Source organism: Streptomyces sp. NPDC052040, assembly GCF_044548405.1.
GTDB lineage: Bacteria > Actinomycetota > Actinomycetes > Streptomycetales > Streptomycetaceae > Streptomyces.
The window spans coordinates 745,797-764,546 of the sequence record NZ_JBIUBV010000001.1 but is presented as its reverse complement, the minus strand read 5'-3'; the positions used below and the strand labels follow the sequence as shown (position 1 = coordinate 764,546).

Annotated in this window: 16 protein-coding genes, 1 tRNA gene and 1 pseudogene; 8 read left to right on the top strand and 10 right to left on the bottom strand. The window is 71.5% G+C overall.

What is annotated here, in order from left to right; all coding sequences use genetic code 11:
- Positions 1-522: 522 nt before the first annotated feature.
- The 5 genes from ACIHAA_RS03205 to ACIHAA_RS03185 all read right to left on the bottom strand — a co-directional run bounded on the left by ACIHAA_RS03205 (position 523) and on the right by ACIHAA_RS03185 (position 4,043).
- Complete coding sequence (locus tag ACIHAA_RS03205; protein ID WP_399812318.1) at positions 523-768, bottom strand: hypothetical protein; 246 nt, start codon at positions 766-768, stop codon at positions 523-525.
- Between the two features lie 24 nt (positions 769-792).
- On the bottom strand, positions 793-1,941 hold the full coding sequence (locus ACIHAA_RS03200; RefSeq protein WP_399812315.1) for a WXG100 family type VII secretion target: 1,149 nt from the start codon (positions 1,939-1,941) through the stop codon (positions 793-795).
- On the bottom strand, positions 1,938-2,270 hold the full coding sequence (locus ACIHAA_RS03195; protein WP_399812312.1) for a WXG100 family type VII secretion target: 333 nt from the start codon (positions 2,268-2,270) through the stop codon (positions 1,938-1,940). Before ACIHAA_RS03195 ends, ACIHAA_RS03200 begins: the two co-directional genes overlap by 4 nt.
- 547 nt (positions 2,271-2,817) lie before the next feature.
- Positions 2,818-2,905, bottom strand: a tRNA-Leu gene (locus ACIHAA_RS03190).
- A gap of 190 nt (positions 2,906-3,095) precedes the next feature.
- Positions 3,096-4,043: a beta-ketoacyl-ACP synthase III gene (locus tag ACIHAA_RS03185; RefSeq protein WP_399812310.1), complete on the bottom strand. Its 948-nt coding sequence runs from the start codon at positions 4,041-4,043 to the stop codon at positions 3,096-3,098.
- 328 nt (positions 4,044-4,371) lie between these two features.
- Here ACIHAA_RS03185 and fdhD point away from each other — a divergent pair, with 328 nt between their 5' ends.
- Positions 4,372-5,223 (top strand): formate dehydrogenase accessory sulfurtransferase FdhD, encoded by an 852-nt coding sequence (gene fdhD, locus ACIHAA_RS03180; protein WP_399812308.1) that lies wholly within the window; start codon positions 4,372-4,374, stop codon positions 5,221-5,223.
- 222 nt (positions 5,224-5,445) lie between these two features.
- Here the strand turns inward: fdhD and ACIHAA_RS03175 are convergent.
- A pseudogene (locus ACIHAA_RS03175) lies at positions 5,446-5,664 on the bottom strand (MarR family winged helix-turn-helix transcriptional regulator); the annotation flags it as partial.
- 248 nt (positions 5,665-5,912) lie between these two features.
- On the opposite strand from ACIHAA_RS03175, the gene ACIHAA_RS03170 reads away from it, so the two are divergent.
- Positions 5,913-7,790 (top strand): exo-alpha-sialidase, encoded by a 1,878-nt coding sequence (locus ACIHAA_RS03170; RefSeq protein WP_399812306.1) that lies wholly within the window; start codon positions 5,913-5,915, stop codon positions 7,788-7,790.
- Positions 7,791-7,800: 10 nt separating this feature from the next.
- Positions 7,801-9,033 carry a hypothetical protein gene (locus ACIHAA_RS03165; RefSeq protein WP_399812304.1) on the top strand — a complete coding sequence of 411 codons (1,233 nt, stop codon included), beginning with the start codon at positions 7,801-7,803 and terminating at the stop codon, positions 9,031-9,033.
- Here ACIHAA_RS03165 and ACIHAA_RS03160 read toward each other — a convergent pair.
- Complete coding sequence (locus ACIHAA_RS03160; protein ID WP_399813703.1) at positions 8,972-9,985, bottom strand: bile acid:sodium symporter family protein; 1,014 nt, start codon at positions 9,983-9,985, stop codon at positions 8,972-8,974. The genes ACIHAA_RS03165 and ACIHAA_RS03160 overlap by 62 nt on opposite strands.
- 159 nt (positions 9,986-10,144) lie before the next feature.
- On the opposite strand from ACIHAA_RS03160, the gene ACIHAA_RS03155 reads away from it, so the two are divergent.
- From ACIHAA_RS03155 to ACIHAA_RS03145, 3 genes are all read left to right on the top strand, one after another.
- A complete protein-coding gene (locus tag ACIHAA_RS03155; RefSeq protein WP_399812302.1) occupies positions 10,145-11,008 on the top strand; it encodes a LysR substrate-binding domain-containing protein in 864 nt (287 codons plus the stop codon).
- Between the two features lie 403 nt (positions 11,009-11,411).
- Positions 11,412-13,238, top strand: coding sequence for an AMP-dependent synthetase/ligase (locus tag ACIHAA_RS03150; protein ID WP_399812300.1), 1,827 nt, complete (start codon positions 11,412-11,414; stop codon positions 13,236-13,238).
- Positions 13,239-13,388: 150 nt separating this feature from the next.
- Positions 13,389-14,225, top strand: a complete 837-nt coding sequence (locus ACIHAA_RS03145) for an aldo/keto reductase (RefSeq protein WP_399812298.1) — start codon at positions 13,389-13,391, stop codon at positions 14,223-14,225.
- Between the two features lie 64 nt (positions 14,226-14,289).
- Here ACIHAA_RS03145 and ACIHAA_RS03140 read toward each other — a convergent pair whose 3' ends face one another.
- The 3 genes from ACIHAA_RS03140 to ACIHAA_RS03130 all read right to left on the bottom strand — a co-directional run bounded on the left by ACIHAA_RS03140 (position 14,290) and on the right by ACIHAA_RS03130 (position 16,868).
- A complete protein-coding gene (locus tag ACIHAA_RS03140; RefSeq protein WP_399812296.1) occupies positions 14,290-15,198 on the bottom strand; it encodes a class I SAM-dependent methyltransferase in 909 nt (302 codons plus the stop codon).
- 208 nt (positions 15,199-15,406) lie between these two features.
- Positions 15,407-15,712, bottom strand: a complete 306-nt coding sequence (locus ACIHAA_RS03135) for a 4a-hydroxytetrahydrobiopterin dehydratase (RefSeq protein ID WP_399812294.1) — start codon at positions 15,710-15,712, stop codon at positions 15,407-15,409.
- Positions 15,713-15,803: 91 nt separating this feature from the next.
- Positions 15,804-16,868 carry an ADP-ribosylglycohydrolase family protein gene (locus ACIHAA_RS03130; protein ID WP_399812292.1) on the bottom strand — a complete coding sequence of 355 codons (1,065 nt, stop codon included), beginning with the start codon at positions 16,866-16,868 and terminating at the stop codon, positions 15,804-15,806.
- Between the two features lie 28 nt (positions 16,869-16,896).
- Between ACIHAA_RS03130 and ACIHAA_RS03125 the strand changes: the two genes are divergently transcribed.
- Positions 16,897-17,748 carry a helix-turn-helix domain-containing protein gene (locus ACIHAA_RS03125; RefSeq protein ID WP_399812289.1) on the top strand — a complete coding sequence of 284 codons (852 nt, stop codon included), beginning with the start codon at positions 16,897-16,899 and terminating at the stop codon, positions 17,746-17,748.
- An 89-nt stretch (positions 17,749-17,837) separates the two neighbouring features.
- Positions 17,838-18,701: a helix-turn-helix domain-containing protein gene (locus tag ACIHAA_RS03120; protein ID WP_399812287.1), complete on the top strand. Its 864-nt coding sequence runs from the start codon at positions 17,838-17,840 to the stop codon at positions 18,699-18,701.
- Positions 18,702-18,750 lie beyond the last annotated feature (49 nt).

The window sequence follows — 18,750 nt, the reverse complement described above, 5'->3', positions numbered from 1 at the left end:
ATTCCCGAGGCTCACGTAACGCACGTCACACCCGCTGAACAGCCATGTTCAAGCCCAGCCCCAATGAACCCCTGAGAGAACAGGCGAGAGGGCAGGGCTTAACCTGTCCAGGCAGGAAATCCAGGAAGAGCGGCATGCACCCGAGCCGCCCACGCGAGACCCCTCGGCCCCACTCCCGGCAATCGCACAGGTCGAACACCGGAAGCAGAGGCCCCACCACTCTCCCGGAGCACCACGGTCCCGGGCAGGGGAGAACTACGCGTATCACTACCTGCTCCGCACCCACCCGGGCCGCGCACGGCGACGGTCGAAGCGCAAGGAACCCGAAGGGGTGCCAGCTCAACGCCGCGAGGGCGGTCGAAGAACCCAACCGCCTGAGTGGGCTAGTCGTACCCAGCGCGAGCACGCCCCGCCGCACTGTCACGGTCGGCGGCCACTACCTGTCGGCGGGCCCGCCCTAAGAGGCCCTGGGGATTACTGGGCCAGAGAGTGCCCTGGAGCGGGGGGCACGGGGCGCGCGGCTCAATACAGCCACACACCGACGGCGATGATCGCAAGGCCCACGACCCCGAAGCACCCCGTCGTCGCAAGGAGCACCCGCCAAAGACCCTTTGCACGCGGCTGCTCGGTGCGCCGCCACGTGGTGAAGCCCGCGACCACACCCGCGCCGATGAGTGCAGCCCCAGCGACAACGACCAGCGCCGAGAGGAAGCCCTTCCAACCGGGGTCGTAGTTCGGGTTGTTGTGGGCAACTCCCGCGAGGATCACGTTGCCAAGCTCACCGTTCACAGATCACTCGCCCGCTTTCTCGGCGTCCTCGGCCAGGTTCTGGACATCCGACTCGATACCGGAGCCCGCCGCGTAGACCGCCGCGTTGAGGCCGGTGCTGAAGGAGTTCTTGTACGCGGAGTCGGTGAGTTCGCCCCTGTCGCTGAGGTTTTCACCGCCGAGGCTGCCGTGTTCCTCCATGTGGTGGAAGTGGGCGTCGTTGGCGGCGTTTCCGGTCGCTCCGGTCACTGCGTTCGTCGCCGCGTCCCACCCGATCGTCGCGCCGTCCTGATGATTCCACACGTCGGCCGTCAGGCCGCCACTGATGTTGCCGAGCGCCCCGTTGATCGCGCTCCCGACCCGGCCGTCGGCGCTGAGGACCTTGCCGACTGCGCCCGTCAGGTCGGCGCCCTGGGCCAGCGACGCGCCACCCGCCGTGAAAGCGGCCGTTCCCAGAGCTTCCTTGCCGCCAGTGGCGAAGTCCTCTCCTGCCGTGACCGGCTGGCCGTTGAGCGCCTGGTTGAGCATCATGCTGCCCGAGTCGGCGACGAAGTTCGTGGCGAAGCCCTCGAGCCCCTTCTTGGCGAAGTTTCCGAGAACCTTTGCCCCGGTTGTGAGCGTCTTCTCCACGAACGCGGCCGACTCCTCGGCGAGGCCGCAGAACCTCTCGATGAGCGCCGCCACCTTTTCCGCGGCCGAGGTGAAGAGCTTCACCAGGTCGATGATCCTGGCGACGCGCGAGGCCACGGCCGTGTTCGCGACGAGGTCGGAGAGGAAGCCGGTGAAGAAGGAGAGCGCCGCGCCGGCCACCTCCATCTCGGCGATCTCGACACAGATGTCGATGATCTCCTCGTTGATCTTGTCTATCTCGTCGGCGTACACCCGCAGCCCGTCGGCCACCTGGTGGAAGTTGTGCGCGACGTCCGTGATGACGTGCTTCTGCTCCCCCCAGTGCTTCTCGAAGGCATCGCGGGCCTCACCGTGCCAGCCCTGCTTGTCGACGCCCTGGATCTGGACGTCGATGGCATGCACGACGTCTGCCAGCTCGTCGCCCATGGTGTCCCAGGCACGAGCGACCGAGCGAAGCGTGTCGCCATTGCCGCCCGGGAGTTCCACCCCGCAGGCCTGGAGGATTTCAAGGACCTTGCCGTCGATCCAGCCGTTGATGTTCACGCCGGGCCCGCCGCCCGCTGGGTCGCCGCGCGGAGGTGGTCCACGGCGGTCTGGTCCGAGTCCTTGTAGTTGGTCGCGTTGAGCCGCAGCCGGTCGCCGTCGCTGGTGAGCACCCCGGGCAGCTGCCCGAGTGCCTTGAGGGTGCTGTCCAACAGCGTCTGGTACTTCTCGGCCGCACCGTCGCAGGCGCCGAGCAGGCCGAAGGCCTCTCCGATCTCGGACGCGATCGCCGCGAAGCCGTCGATCGGCGTCGCCAGGTCCTTCGCCTCCCTGTCGAACTTCCCGGCAAGGTCGGTCAGCCTGTCGGGGTCGACACCGAACTGGCTCATTCCGCTCCCCATGGTCGAATGCATGAACAGACCAGCAGTACCGGAGTCATTGATCCGCAGGGAAGGGCTCTTTAGGGGGTCATAACGCGATGTTGTCGCATCCTTTGGCCAGAACGGCCCCTTGCCCGCCGCGACGTCCGCTCGCCTACGACCCCACAGCCAGGACCGACGTCTCATGGACCGCCTGCCCGCCGACCACTCCCGGCCGGCACAAGGGCTGGACCGACCCGCGGATATCGCGAATACCTCATTGCCCATGCCGCTCGCCTCGGCATCGGCCTCGAAGTCGTCCGCCGCACTCCCGGCACCAAGGGCTTCAGCGTCCTGCCTCGCAGACGGGTGGTCGAGCGCAGCTACGAAAACACAGAGCGGGCCGCGACCGTCAGGTCGAGGCCCTCATCCGCGTATCGCCATGACGAGGGTCCGAGGGCGGATCCGACCACTGACGCTAGAGACGTGATCACAGTTCGAGCAGTCAGAGCAGTGCTCGGTTGGTCACGCCACCGTCCTGGAAAGCAGAAAACCCCTGATCAACAGGGGTCTCAGCTGGTGTCCGAGGGGGGACTTGAACCCCCACGCCCGATAAAGGGCACTAGCACCTCAAGCTAGCGCGTCTGCCATTCCGCCACCCGGACAAGGTGTCTGCCGCCTGGCCGGGGATCTTCCCCGCGGCGACATGGACAACAATACCAAGGTTTCGGAGTGCCCTTCACCTGCATATTCGGGGGGTGGGGCGGGCAGGCCGGAGGGGGCACCCTGCGTCATGGGACTGTGACCCGAGTGGGCCTCGCCTGCCTCCGCTCCCCGCCCGGAGGGCGGTCGTACTCAGGGGCAGCGGACGACCTGGCCCGCGTACGAGAGGTTTCCGCCGAAGCCGAAGAGGAGGACCCGGTCGCCCGTGGAGACCTCTCCGCGTTCCACGAGCTTGGACAGGGCGAGCGGGATGCTGGCCGCCGAGGTGTTGCCGGATTCGGTGACGTCCCGGGCGACGACCGCGTTGACCGCGCCGAGCTTCTCGGCGAGCGGCTCGATGATCCGCAGGTTCGCCTGGTGCAGGACGACCGCGGCGAGGTCCTCGGGGGCGGTCCCGGCCCGCTCGCAGGCCTTGCGGGCGATGGGCGGCAGCTGGGTGGTGGCCCACCGGTACACGCTCTGGCCCTCCTGCGCGAACCGCGGGGGCGTGCCCTCGATGCGTACCGCGTGGCCCATGCCGGGCACCGAACCCCACAGCACCGGCCCGATCCCGGTCTCCGCCCCGGCAGGGCAGGCCTCGACCACTGCGGCTCCCGCGCCGTCTCCGACGAGTACGCAGGTCGAGCGGTCGGTCCAGTCCGTCACCTCGGACATCTTGTCGGCACCGATCACCAGCGCCCGGGCGGCCGCGCCCGCGCGCACCGCGTGGTCGGCGGTGGCGAGGGCGTGCGGGAAGCCCGCGCAGACGACGTTGATGTCCATCGCGGCCGGCTGCGGGATGCCGAGCCGGGCCGCGACCCGGGCCGCCGTGTTCGGCGAGCGGTCGATGGCGGTGGAGGTGGCGACCAGGACCAGGTCGATGTCGCCGGGGGTCAGGCCCGCCGCCGCGAGCGCCTTCGCCGCGGCGTGCGCGGCCAGCTCGTCCACGGGTTCGTCGGGGCCCGCGATGTGGCGTGTGCGAATGCCCACCCGGGACGTGATCCACTCGTCGCTGGTGTCGACCATGGCCGCCAGGTCCTCGTTGGTGAGCACCTTTGCGGGCTGGTAGTGGCCGACGGCGGCGATGCGTGAGCCGTGCATGGGTGGTTTCCCCTCGGTGCCATGGGTAGCGGGACCCACCAGTCTGATCAGTGACTCACGGGTACGACGGCAGGTGAAGCGACAGGATTGGGGCGTCCGAGTTGTCGGCTTCCCGCAGACCGGATGCGCAGTCCCGCCGACCGGATGCGCAGTACCACCGACTGGGATGTGCGGCTTCCCGCAGCCCGGGGTGTCCGGCACGGTGTCCCTGCCCGGGAGCGCGGCGGGGCTCCGGAGCCCGGTGCGGCCGCCGCCTGCTCCCCCGCCCCGCGTGTGCCGGACAATGAGACCAACAGTCGGAGCAGACAGAACCGGGGCTGATCAGGACATGGGACGAGTCACGGAACGACGCAGGGTGATCCGCGTCAGGGACGGCGCGGTCTCCGCCCGCCCGGACACCCTGGTCGCGGAGGAGCCGCTGGAGATCCGGCTCAACGGCAAGCCCCTCGCGATCACCATGCGCACCCCGGGTGACGACTTCGCGCTGGCGGCGGGCTTCCTGGTCAGCGAGGGGGTGCTCGGCGCGGCGGCCGAGGTGCGGAACATCGTCTACTGCGCCGGGGCGACCGCCGACGGATCGAACACCTACAACGTGGTGGATGTGCAGACCGCCCCGGAGGTGCTCCTCCCCGACATCACGCTCGAACGCAACGTGTACACGACCTCGTCATGCGGACTGTGCGGCAAGGCGAGCCTGGACGCGGTGCGTACGACGGCCCGTTGGCCGATCGCCGACACCCCTGCGGTCCGGGTGGATCCGGAGCTGCTCGCGAGCCTTCCCGACCGGCTGCGCGCCGCCCAGCGGGTCTTCGAGCGGACCGGCGGACTGCATGCGGCGGCCCTGTTCACCGAGGACGGGGAACTGGTCGACATCCGGGAGGACGTGGGGCGGCACAACGCCGTCGACAAGCTGGTCGGGCGCGCCCTTCAGAACGGTGACCTGCCGCTGTCCCGCACGCTGCTCCTGGTCTCGGGCCGGGCCTCCTTCGAACTGGCGCAGAAGGCCGTGATGGCGGGCATCCCGGTGCTGGCGGCGGTCTCGGCGCCCTCGTCTCTCGCGGTCGACCTGGCGGCGGAGACCGGGCTGACCCTGGTGGGGTTCCTGCGGGGCAGCTCCATGAACATCTACGCGGGCGAGGAGCGTGTCGTGCTGGGGGACCCGGCGACACAGCAGGGCTGAAACCGGGCGGGCTACGGCGGCTTTACGGGAGCCCGCGACTCGGCTGATACGGGGTCCGCGGCCCGGCTCTACGGGACCGGACCGCGGCCCGGCTCTACGGGGACCGCGGCCCAGCCCACGGAGCCGCACCCCAACGCCCCGTTCCCCCTACGAGGGCCACACCCCGCCGCCTCATTTCCGGTTCCCCCTCCGGCCACGCATCGAGGCGCGCAAGCCTTCTCCTCAGCCGTCGACACCCGCGATCCGGGTCAACAGGTCGACAAAGTGGTCCCGTTCGGCCGCCGAGAGAGGGGCCAGCAGGGCGTCGTTGGCCTCGCGGGCCGCCTTCTTGCAGCGTTTCAGCAGCCGTTGGCCGTCCGCGGTGAGCGCCACGGCGTTCTTGCGCCGGTCCCCGGGGTCCGGTGCGCGCACCACGAGTCCGGCGGACTGGAGGTCGTTGACCCCTTGGAGGAGGCGGCTGCGGCGCACGCGGTGATCGAGTCGCGGCGGAATCTCGGCAAGGTGGTGCTGCGCCCCTGATCCCGGCCCGAGTGCCCCTGTGCGGGACGGGCAACGCGGGTCCTGCACGCTCCTTGTGAGGGCGCTGAGCCCCCAAGTACCGTCTGCGACACGCACGTTGGACAGGTAGTGCCGCTGTGTCCAGACGCATGAGTCCAGTGAGTCCAGACGCTCGAAGGGCGGACCGCACCATGGCGTCATGTCTCCGTGCCCGACTCGGACCGATCCTGATCGCCGTCCTCACCAGCGCCGCACTGCTTGCGCTGCCGGGTCCGGCGGATGCGCAACCGGCGCGAGGAAAGGGCCAGTTCGAGCAGCAGGTGCTCTTCAATGCCTCCCAGGATCCCGGCTACGCCTGCTTCCGCATCCCGGCGGTCGTCCGCACGGTGCAGGGCACCCTGCTGGCCTTCGCCGAGGGCCGGGTGCTGAACTGCGGGGATGCGACCGACATCGACATCGTGGTCAAGCGGTCCACCGACGGCGGGCGCACCTGGGGCCCGTTGCAGGTCGTCAACGAGGGCGGCGGGGACACCCATGGGAACCCGGCTCCGCTCGTGGACCGCAGGACCGGCCGCATCCTGATCGCCGAGACGTACAACACGGGCCGTACGGACAACACGAGTTGCCCGGTGCCCTGCGACCGCACCCCGCACCTCCAGTACAGCGACGACGACGGGCTGAGCTGGTCGGCGCCGCGGGACCTGAGCCCGCAGATCCTGCCCGCCGACTGGAACTCCTGGTACGCGACCGGGCCGGTGCACGGCATCCAGCTGACCCGCGGACGGCACGCGGGCCGGCTGGTGTTCGGCGTCAACGCCGAGACCTGGAACGGCAACCGGGTCACCGCCAACCATGCCGCGCTCATCACCAGCGACGACGGCGGCGGCCGCTGGCGCGTCGGCGCCACCGACTCCTGGCCGATCGCGGACGACGGCACCTTCCGTCAGAAGCCGTCCGAACTCGCCCTCGCCGAGCGGGCGGACGGCTCGGTCCTGGTCAGCGGGCGCGAGCAGGACGGCACCGACCTCGGTCACCGTACCCAGACCGTGAGCCGGGACGGCGGCGACAGCTTCGTCTCCCCCTTCCGCGATCTGCCGGACCTGTACGCACCGCAGGTCCAGGGTTCGATGCTGCGCCTCGGCGACCGCCTCCTGCTGGCCTGCCCCGGCGACCCGGACCGTCGGCGGACCATGATGATCCGCTCCTCCTACGACGGCGGGCGCACCTGGGACAGCGTGGACCGCGGCACGGTCGTCACCACGGACTGGTCGGGCTACTCGGACCTGGTCCGCGCCGACGCGGACACCGTGGGGCTCCTCTACGAGGGCGGCGCGGTCGACGCGCGGGACGAGATCCGGTTCGCCCGCTTCACCGAGGACTGGCTGCAACCGCGCCGCGGCCCCGACCCGACGACCCCCGACCGGGCCCCGGGCGCCCGGCCCGCCGCGGTCCTGGGCGGGGCGCGGCAGACGGACGGGGTGTTCGGCGGGGCCCTGGAGTTCGACGGCGCCGACGACGCCGTACGCCTGCCGTACCAGTCGCAACTGCCGCTCGGCACAAAGGACTTCACCGCCTCTCTGTGGTTCCGGTACACCGCGGCGACCGGGGAGCAGCCCCTGCTCTGGATGGGCGGCATCGGCACCTCGCAGCCCCAGGTGTGGCTGCGCGGGGAGCCCGCGTCGAACCGGGTCCAGGGCCTCATCACGGTCCGCGACGGCGCCGCGGCCCCGCGGTCCGCGTATGTGCGCACCACCGGCGCGTACAACGACGGGCAGTGGCACCATCTCGCGCTGCGCCGGGGCGGCGGGCGGCTCACCCTGTTCCTCGACGGCACCGTGCTGGACACGGCGGACGTGCCCGGCTCGGTGAGCCGCAATTCGCCCTTCGGTGTGCACATCGGCCAGCGGATGGACAGCAGGGCCTTCTTCACCGGCGCGATCGACGACGTACGGGTCTACGGCCGGGCGCTCGGCGACGACGAGGTCGCCGCGCTGCGCACCGGCGCCCCGGTCTCCCCGCGGGACACGGTGCTGTGGCTGCCCATGGACCGCGTCCGCGGAGGCCGATAGCGTTCTTGGCGTGCCCGACGACGTCACCGCACGGCGGCGGGCCGGGGCCGGGCTCGGCCTGGTCCTGGCCCTGGTCTGCACGGCCATGCTGCTCAGGGTCCTCCCGCCCCAGGAGCGGGAGGACCCGGGCGGCTGCGGTCCGCTGACCACCCGGTCCTGGACGGCCGACAGCGCGCTGGACGCCGAGTTCACCCGGTACGGCGACGACGACACCCGGGCCGACGACTGGACCGGCGGCGACGGCACCCATTCGGTGCGGCTGCCGGACGGGCGGGTGCTGTGGCTGTTCTCGGACACCTATCTCGGCCGGGTGTACGGCCCGCCCAATCTGTACGGCGAGCCGCACGCCTGGCGGGACACCTCGGCCCCGCTGGTGCGCAACTCGGCGGTGGTGATGTCCCCCGCGGGACGGCTGGAGAGCACCCTGCCCACGCCGCTGTTCCCCGATCCGGCGCCCGGCCGGTGGCGCTGGCCGGTGGCGGCACGGGTCGAGCCCCGCTCCCCCGGCTCGTCCGAGCAGGTGGTGCGCGTACTGCTGTGGACCCGGGCGGCGGGCGCGTACCCCTGGATCTACGGGGTCCCCGTCGCCACCGAGGTCGCCACGCTCTCCCTGCCGGATCTGCGCGTGGAGGGTGTGGTGCGGATCCTCGACCAGGAGCAGGTGGCCGACCCGTCCCGGCGGGTGCTGTTCGGCACGACGACGGCGGCCGACGGGAGGTGGACCTATGTCTTCGGCGGCGACGACGCCCGGGCCGTGGCGCGGCCCGCCTCCCAGGCCTTCGTGGCCCGGGTGGAGCGGGGGCGGCTCGCCGAGGCCTCGGCCTGGCAGTACTGGGACGGCTCGGCCTGGACGTCCCGGCCGCGCCCGGGGGCGGTGCTGGGCGACGGGCGCGCCACCGGTGTGAGCAGCGCGTTCACGGTGGTCCGTGACCGGGGGACGTATGTCCTGCTCACCATGGCCGCCGGGAGCCGGGGGCTGACCACGGTCACCTCCTACTGGGCGTGCGCGCCGACCGGTCCCTGGCACGGTCCGGGGCCCGGGCTGCGCGCGCCGCTGCCCGCGGGCGAGGTCGCCGCGTACAACCCTCAGGCGCATCCGGAACTGGGGGGTGACGGCGGGCTGGTGCTCAGCTATGACGTCAACTGGCTGGATGCAACGGGGCTCGCGGCGCAGGCGAACCTCAGCCGGGATGTGTCGCTGTACCGACCGCGGTTTCTGGTGCTGCGGCTGTCCCGGGGCTGACCTCGGGCCGCTCGGGGTCGCGGGCACGGCGTCTGGCGATGACCGCACAGACCATCAGCTGCATCTGGTGGAAGAGCATCAGCGGAAGCACGGCCAGGGAGGCATGGGCGCCGAACAGCACCCCGGCCATGGGCAGCCCGGAGGCGAGGGACTTCTTGGACCCGGCGAACTGGATCGCGATCCGGTCCTCCCTGCCGAAACCGAGCGCCCGGCCGCCGTACCAGGTCAGGGCGAGCATCACGGCGAGCAGGGCCGCCTCGACCACGAGCAGGGCGCCCAGCCGGGCCGGGCTCACCTGGTGCCATATGCCCTGCACCATGCCCTCGCTGAAGGCGGTGTAGACGACCAGCAGGATCGAGCCGCGGTCGACGAGCCCGAGCACCCTCTTGTGCCGGGTGATGAAACCGCCGATCCAGCGCCGCAGCACCTGCCCGGCGAGGAACGGCACCAGCAGCTGGAGCACGATCTTCAGCAGCGAGTCCGCGGAGAAGCCGCCGCCGCTGTTGCCCAGCAGGGCCGCCGCGAGCAGCGGGGTGAGCACGATGCCCACGAGGGAGGAGAAGGAGCCCGCGCAGATCGCCGCGGGCACATTGCCGCGGGCGAGGGAGGTGAAGGCGATCGAGGACTGGATGGTGGAGGGGACCAGGGTGAGGAAGAGCAGGCCGGTGTAGAGGCCCGGGGTCAGCAGTACGGGGACCAGTCCGCGGGCGGCGAGGCCGAGCAGTGGGAAGACCAGGAAGGTGCAGGCCAGCACGGTGACATGGAGCCGCCAGTGCTTCAGTCCGGCCAGCGCCTCATGGGTGGAGAGCCGGGCCCCGTAGAGGAAGAAGAGCAGGGCGATGGCGGCGGTGGCGGCGCCGGACACGGCATGCGCGGCGGTGCCCCGTGCCGGGACGAGGGCCGCGAGTCCCACGGTCCCGAGCAGCAGGAGGATGTACGGGTCGACGGGCATCCGGCGCGGCCATCGCAGGCGTTTCACAGTGCTCCACTGCCTCGCTGTACGTCAGGGGTCGGACACGGGTGTGCCCCGTCCATCGTGCCCCGGACCCAGGCGATCGGGAATCCCGTACACCGCTCTGACTGCCATCGCGTTCCGCGATAACCTCGAGGTGTGTACGACCCCGCCCAGCTGCGTACCTTCCTGGCGGTGGCCCAGACGCTGAGCTTCACCCAGGCCGCCCGGCGGCTCGGGCTGCGCCAGTCGACGGTGAGCCAGCATGTGCGGCGCCTGGAGGATGCGACCGGGCGGCCGCTGTTCGCCCGGGACACGCACTCCGTGCAGCTGACCGAGGACGGGGAGGCGATGCTCGGCTTCGCGCGGCGGATCGCCGAGGTGCACGAGCAGGCGACGGCGTTCTTCACCGGCACCCGGCTGCGGGGCAGGCTGCGGTTCGGCGCCTCGGAGGACTTCGTCCTGACCCGGCTGCCGGAAATCCTGGAGCGCTTCCGGTACGACCATCCGGAAGTGGACCTGGAGCTGACGGTCGAGCTGTCGGGCACGCTGCACGAGCAGCTTGCGGCGGGGCGGCTGGATCTGGTGCTGGCCAAGCGGCGGCCGCCGGATCCGCGGGGCCAGCTGGTGTGGCACGACAGGCTGGTGTGGATCGGCGCGGAGCGGCTGCGGCTGGATCCGGAGCGGCCGGTGCCGCTGATCGTCTATCCGCCGCCTGGCATCACCCGCGCGCGGGCCCTGGAGGCACTGGAGAAGCAGGGGCGCGCCTGGCGCATCGCGTGCACCAGCGGCAGCCTCAACGGCCTGATCGCGGCCGCCCGGGCCGGGCTCGGGGTGATGGCCCATGCCCGCGGACTGGTCCCGCCGGGCCTGGTACGGGTTCCGGAGCGGGCCGGGCTGCCGGAGCTGGGGGAGATCGACTTCGTCCTCGTCGAGGGTGAGCGGCCGGGCGCGGCGCGGCACACCGCGCGAGCGCTGGCGGCGGCGATCCTGGCGGGCGGGGACCGGCTGCACCGGCGGTAGGGGACGCGGATCCGCATCCGGGAGGGGACGCGGATCCACACCCCGAGGCCGGGGCACCGGGGCCGGATCGACGGCAGTCGTGGACGAGGCCGGAGCGGCCGCCGGACCACGACCCCGGAACCCGCGACCCGGTACAGGGATCGAAACTACTGGCGAGTAGGGTGTGCGGGTCCGGTCATCGCGTCGCGGGGCGGTAATCGCGTCGTACAGATTCCGTGGAGATTGCCGGGCCCGGGCCTGAAACGCCGCCGGACATTACGTCCCTCCCCTCCGCGTATGCGGGAATTCGCCCGGGCTGACCTGTGCGTTTTGCGACATGCCCGCCGGTTTTCGACCCCCTCCCGCCCTCACGCTCTGTGGGGTAGCTTTCACGGCGCTGTGCGGAGCGCCTCTAGGAGCGGGATTGCGCGAGTTCACCAGTCCTCGGGCGGCGTCGACGCCGCCCGCGGGCGGCCTGGCCGACGTCGTCTTCGACCATGCCCAGGAGGACCCGCTCCGTATCGCCCTCGGCCGCAAGGACGAGGAGGGGCACTGGCGCGAGGTGACCGCCGCCGAGTTCCGCGACGAGGTCCTGGCGCTGGCCAAGGGGCTGCTCGCCGACGGCGTCCGGTTCGGCGACCGGGTCGCGATCATGTGCCGTACCCGTTACGAGTGGACCCTGTTCGACTTCGCGCTGTGGTCCATCGGCGCCGAGGTGGTGCCCATCTACCCCACCTCGTCTGCGGAGCAGGTGTTCTGGATGCTGCACGACGCGCAGGTGTCGGCCGCGATGGTGGAGCACGAGGACCATGCGATGACCATCGCGACGGTGATCGACCGGCTGCCGCGGCTGCACCGGCTGTGGCAGCTGGACGGGGGTGCGCTCCAGGAGCTGTACGACGCGGGCGCGCACCTGGAGGACGAGGTGGTGCACCGGCACCGGCAGGCGGTCACCCCCGCGGCCACGGCGACCGTCATCTACACGTCCGGCACCACCGGCCGCCCCAAGGGCTGTGTGATCTCGCACGGGAACTTCATGTTCGAGGCCGACACGGTCATCGAACGCTGGGAGCCGGTCTTCCGCTCCCGCCGCGGCGACGAGGCGGCGACGCTGCTGTTCCTGCCGCTGGCGCATGTCTTCGGCCGGATGGTGCAGGTCGCGGCCCTGCGCGGCCGGGTCAAGCTCGGCCACCAGCCGCAGCTGAACGCAGCGGCCCTGCTGCCCGATCTGGCCTCGTTCCGGCCGACCTTCTTCCTGGCCGTGCCGTACATCTTCGAGAAGGTATTCAACGCGGCCCGCCGCAAGGCCGAGAAGGAGGGCCGCTCGGGGCCGTTCGAGAAGGCGGTCGAGGTCGCGGTGAAGTACTCGGACGCGATCGAGGCGAAGGCGTGGGGTGTCGGCCCGGGGCCCTCGGCGGCCCTGCGGGTGCAGCACCAGTTCTTCGACAAGGTCGTCTACGCCAGGATCCGTGCCGCGATGGGCGGCCGGGTGCGGCACGCGATGTCCGGCGGCTCGGCGATGGACCGCCGGCTCGGGCTGTTCTTCGCGGGCGCCGGGGTGCAGATCTACGAGGGCTACGGACTCACCGAGACCACGGCCGCCGCGACCGCGAACCCGCCCGGGCGCACCCGCTACGGCACGGTGGGCCAGGCCATTCCCGGCACCACGGTGCACATCGCGGAGGACGGGGAGGTCTGGCTGCACGGCGGCCATGTCTTCCAGGGGTACCTCAACAACCAGAAGGCCACGGACGAGACCCTGCACGACGGCTGGCTCGCCACCGGCGACCTGGGCCTGCTGGACGAGGACGGCTTCCTCACCATCACCGGGCGCAAGAAGGAGATCCTGGTGACCTCCGGCGGCAAGAGCGTCTCGCCGGGGCCGCTGGAGGAGCGGGTGCGGGACCATCCGCTGATCGCGCAGTGCATCGTGGTGGGCAATGACCGCCCGTATGTGGCCGCGCTCATCACCCTCGACTCCGAGGCCGTGGAGCACTGGCTCCAGATGCACGAGAAGCCGCGGCTCACCGCGGCACAGCTGGTGCGCGACCCCGATCTGGAGACCGAGGTGCGGCGGGCGGTGGTCGCCGCGAACACGCTGGTCTCCCAGGCCGAGTCGATCCGGACCTTCCGCATCCTGGCGCACCAGTTCACCGAGGAGCACGGGCTGCTCACCCCCTCGCTGAAGCTGAAGCGCCGGGCGATCGAGAAGGCGTACGGGAACGAGGTGGAGGCGTTGTACGGGGGCTGAGCGGGCCGCGGTGCCCGTACGGGGCCGTTTTCGGTCATTCCCGGGTCCGCGGCCGGGAATCGGGGGCGAAATCGCCGGTCAGGAATGCGGCGGGGCCGTTGATCGTTGACGATGGGAGTACCACCCGACGACTTGAAGGATCAAGAGCTCGTGAGCAGCAAGGTCCCCCAGATCATCCTCAACAACGGCGTCGAGATGCCCCAGCTGGGCTTCGGCGTGTGGCAGGTGCCGGACGACGAGGCGGAGAGCGCCGTCGCCACCGCCCTGGAGGCCGGGTACCGCAGCATCGACACAGCGGCGATCTACGGCAACGAGGAGGGCGTCGGCAAGGCGGTCGCCGCCTCCGGCATCCCGCGCCAGGACCTCTTCGTCACCACCAAGCTCTGGAACGGCGACCAGGGGTACGACTCCACCCTGCGCGCCTTCGACACCTCGCTGGAGAAGCTCGGCCTGGACTATGTGGATCTGTACCTCATCCACTGGCCGCTGCCGTCCCGGGGCACGTTCATCGAGACGTACAAGGCCTTCGAGACGCTCTACGCGGACGGCCGCGCCAAGGCGATCGGTGTCTCCAACTTCCTGCCGGAGCACCTGCGGGAGCTGATCGACGCGACCTCGGTGGTCCCCGCGGTCAACCAGATCGAGCTGCACCCGCACCTCCAGCAGCACGCGGCCCGTGACATCCACGCGGAGCACGGCATCGCGACCGAGGCCTGGTCGCCGCTCGGCCAGGGCAAGGGGCTGCTGGAGGTCCCGGCGATCGTGGCCATCGCGCAGAAGCACAACCGGACCCCGGCCCAGGTCGTGCTGCGCTGGCACCTCCAGCTCGGCACCATCGTGATCCCGAAGTCGGTGACGCCGTCCCGTATCCGGGAGAACATCGAGGTCTTCGACTTCTCCCTGGACACCGAGGACATGGCGGCGATCAGCGCGCTGAACGAGGACCGGCGCATCGGCCCGGACCCGGCGGCCTTCGACGTCGGCTGACGGGGTGGGCGCGGCCTGACGGGTCGGGCGCGGCCCGGCGCCTCCCGTCGGGCCGCCTTCACCCTCAGAGGGGCCGTACGGCCGTGTAGACGGTGTGGGCCTTCAGCACGAACACATCCGCCCTGCGGTGGACGCTCGCCGGGTCCTCGGGGTCCAGGAGACGGTCGAGGGCGGCGAGGTCGGTTGCGTCGAGGCCGTCACCCACGGCCTCGCGCAGCCGGTTCAGGGAGGCGACGACATACTCCCGGGCCCGCTCGTCGACCGGTGCGGGCAGGTCGAGGAGGAAGCTCCGGGTGCCGGTGTGCTTCAGACCGGCGGCGGTCAGCAGGGCGGGCCAGTCCTCGGCCTCGGCGACGGTCCCGGGCAGGTCGTCCCGCATCCGGGTGAACCACTCCGCCTCGACCGCGTCGATCCGCGTCTGGAGGCCCGGACGGCCGATGCCGATGTCCCGGGGCAGGAAACGGCCGGGCAGACCGCCCTCCAGCAGCGCCAGGGTGCCGCCGGGCGCCAGCCGCTCGGCGTACGCGGCGAGGGCGGCCTTCTGGTCACCCAGGTGGTGGAGGCTGTTGCCGGCCCACAGCAGATCGGCCGGGCGGTCCAACGCGTCCAGGGAGTCCGGGAGTTCACCGGTGATCGTGTCGAAGCGGCCGGTGAGGCCGAGGCGGTCGGCCCGGGCGCGGGCCCGCTCCAGCAGGGGACCGGAACCGTCCGCCGCGACGACCCGCGCGCCGGGGAAGGCCTCGGCGAAGAGCACGGCGACCACACCGGGCCCACTGCCGGTGTCGACGATCAGCCCGGGCTCCGGCGACTGCTCCGCGAGCCACGCCGTCACACTTGTGTAGAGAGGGGCGAACAGCTCCGCCTGCGACTCCAGCAGCGGACCCATCACGGCCCAGTCGATATCGGTGTCGTGGTGGTGGCCGTGTCCGCCCTGCCCGTGTCCGCCGTGGTGGCCGTGGTGCTCGTGCGCCATGTCGGTCGCCCTTTCTGCTCGGTGCCGCCAGCCTGCGCCGGTGCACCGCGACGGGGCCACTTCCCTTGCTGGAGCAGCAAATTTGTCCGTACGGCTCCGAACGACTCTGCACGACGCCGTACGACGCCGTACGACACGGCACACCGGTATCCACGGCACCGAGAGCACCTCGAGGCTTCACGCACCGGCTCCCGGGTAGGCGGCCCGGTCAGCTCGCTCCGTGGCCGGGGGCCAACTCCTCGATGTGGCGGGCCAGTTCGAAGTCCAGTTCAGTGATGGCGCCGCCCGCGCAGTGGGTGTGCACCGTGAGGGAGACGGTCCGGTAGCCGAGGGTGCAGTCGGAGTGGTGGTCGAGTTCCTCCTGCACCTGGGCGATGTGCACGACCATCGCGGTCGCCGCGATGTGCGAGCCGAGCCGGTAGGAGCGGGCGATCCGGTCGCCGTCCAGCGACCAGCCGGGCAGCTCCGCGAGCCGGTCCTCGATCTCCTTCTGCGACAGCGGTTCCACAGGCATGATCCGGCTCCTTCCGTACGACGCGGGATGCGCCCCACCCTGTCCCATCCCCTCCGTGGGGCGCGCTACTCGTGTCCCGCCCCGCGAACCGTCAGCCGCGGGCGCACTCCGCCGCCAGGTCGTCCGCGGCCACCGCGATCTCGGCCCGGCCCTCCAGGTGTTCCAGCCAGTCGGCCGGCAGCCCGTGGTCGCCGTGGCGGGCTCCGAGGAGGTTGCCGCAGAGGGCGCCGGTGGAGTCGCTGTCCCCGGAGTGGTTGACGGACAGCAGCAGGGCGCGCCGGACATCGGGCTCGGCCAGGGCGCAGTACACCGCGATGGCCAAGGCCTCCTCACCGATCCAGCCCTCGCCGAGCGACCGCACCCGTTCCGCGCTGGGCGGGCCCCCGGCGGCCAGGTCGAGGGCGGCCCGCAGCGCGGCCGTGGTCTCCTCGTGCCCGGAATGCCGGGCGAGCAGCCGCAGCGCGCGCAGCACCGCGCCCTCCAGGGACTCGCCCTCCACCAGGTGGGCGACGATCGCGGCGAAGGCGCCCGCGGAGTAGTAACCGGTGGGGTGGCCATGGGTGGTCTGGGCGCTGTGGGCCGCCATGGCGAAGGCGGTGTCCGCGGTGACGCGGGTGAGGCCGAAGGGCGCCGAGCGCATGACCGCCCCGCAGCCCTTGGAGTCGGGGTTCACCGGGCCGGGGCGGCCGAGCGGAGCCGCCGGGTCGGGGACGAAGTCCTGGGCGAGGCCGGACAGGCAGGCGTTGCCGGGGGCGCGGCGCGCGTACAGCCAGGGCCGGGCGGCGAGACCGGTGGCGCCCTCTGGCGGGCCGGGCAGGCGCTGGGTGTCGAACCAGTGGCCGTACGCCTCCCGCACCAGCTGCGACCAGCCGCCGCCGATGCCCCGGTCCCGTTCACGTGCGTACGCGCGGCGGAGCCCCTCCGCGGTGAACAGGGTCATCTGGGTGTCGTCGGTGACCCTGCCGACGACACCCTCACTGTCCGGTACGAGACCGGTGACGCCCTGCTCCCCGTACCGGGCCCGGATGCCGTCCAGGGAGAGGAACTCGACGGGATGTCCGAGGGCGTCGCCCAGGGCGCCCCCGAGGAGGGATCCGCGCACCCGGGCCCGATGGACCGCGGTGGCCTCCCAGGACAGGTCAATCCGGTCGTACATGCACCACTCCTCGACTACGGTCCTCCGTATGACCATTGTCGCGACCGGTACCGCCGTCTCCCCACCGGCCCCTTCCGGCCCGGGCGTCGGTCCGCTGCTGCGGGGCTGGCGGGAGCGGAGGCGGGTCAGCCAGCTGGAGCTGGCACTGCGGGCGGGGTCCTCGGCACGGCACATCAGCTTTGTGGAGACGGGGCGGTCGCGGCCCAGCGAGGAGATGGTGCTGCGGCTCGCCGAGCACCTCGATGTGCCGGTGCGGGAGCGCAACGCGCTGCTGCTGGCCGCCGGTTACGCCCCGCACTATCCGGAGACCCCGCTGGACGACCCGTCGATGGGCGCGCTGCGCGCGGGCGTCGAGCAGCTGATCCGGGGCTATGAGCCCTATCCGGCGCTGGTGGTGGACGCGCGGTACGACGTGGTGGCGGCGAACCGGGGCATCGCCATGCTCCTGGAGGGCGTCCCGGAACGGCTGCTCGCCCCGCCCCTGAACGCGATGCGCCTCACGCTGCACCCGGAGGGTCTGGCGCCCCGCATCCTCAACCTCCGTGAGTGGCGCGGCCACTTGCTGGCACAGATGGAGCGTCAGATCGCACTGCAACGCTCGGCGGTCCTGCGGGAGCTGTACGAGGAGGTGGCGGCCTATCCGGTTCCGGACCGGGGCGGGGCGCCCGACCCCGAACCGGCCGACCCCGAACCGGCCGAGCCCGTACCGTACTTCGCGCTGCCGATGCGGATCGAGCACGAGGGCCGCGCGCTGTCCTTCATCTCGTCCATCTCCACCTTCAACACGCCCATGGACGTGACAGTGGCCGAACTGGCGATCGAGACATTTCTGCCCGCCGATCCGGCGACGGTCAAGTACCTCCAGGCCATGGGGGTTTGACGGAAGATCCGCTTCCCCCGGACCCAGTGAGAGAGAGGGCCCGGCGTGCCACACTGCTGAGGTGACTCGGCGTGCAGGGGAGGCATGGCGTGAGTGAGCGACGGGCTGCCCCCACCGTGGGGCAAGTGGTGCTCGGACGGCGGCTCCAGGAGTTGCGGGAGGCCGCCGGGCTCAGGCGCGAGGAGGCGGCGCGGGTGCTGCGGGTCGCCCCGGCGACCGTACGGCGCATGGAGACCGCCGACGTCGCACTGAAGATCCCGTATGTGCAGGTGCTGCTCGGCCGGTACGGCGCCTCCGACGAGGAGATCGCCGCCTTCGTCCGGCTCGCCGAGGAGGCCAATCAGCCGGGCTGGTGGCAGCGGTACCACGATGTGCTGCCGGACTGGTTCTCCCTGCACGTCAGCCTGGAGGGGGCGGCACACCTCATCCGGTCCTACGAACCCCACTTCGTGCCCGGGCTGCTCCAGACCGAGGACTACGCCCGCGCCGTACTGGAGGCGGGGACCGTCGGGCAGGTCCGCCCCCAGGACATCGAGCGGCACGTGGCGCTGCGGCTGGCCCGGCAGGAGCTGCTCGAACGGCAGAACGCGCCGCGGCTGTGGGTGATCATGGACGAGACCGTGCTGCGGCGGCCGGTGAGCAGCCGCTCCGGGGTGATGCGGGAGCAGCTCGACCGGCTCCTTCGGGCCAGCGAGAACCCGGTGATCACCTTGCAGGTGGCCGAATTCGACTCCGGGCCGCATCCGGGGACGTACACACCGTTCGTGCTGTTCCGCTTCCGGGAGCAGGAGTTGCCGGACATGGTCTACAGCGAGTATCTGACCGGCGCCCTCTACCTCGACTCACGGGCCGAGGTGGCCATGCATCTGGAGGTCCTGGACCATATGTCCGCGAAGGCGGCCTCGGTCCAGCGGACCAGGGGGATCCTGCGCGAGTACCGCGACTCCTACTGAACCGCACACCGCCTGGCGGCCGGGCAGACGGCCGGGCCGTGGTGCCGTG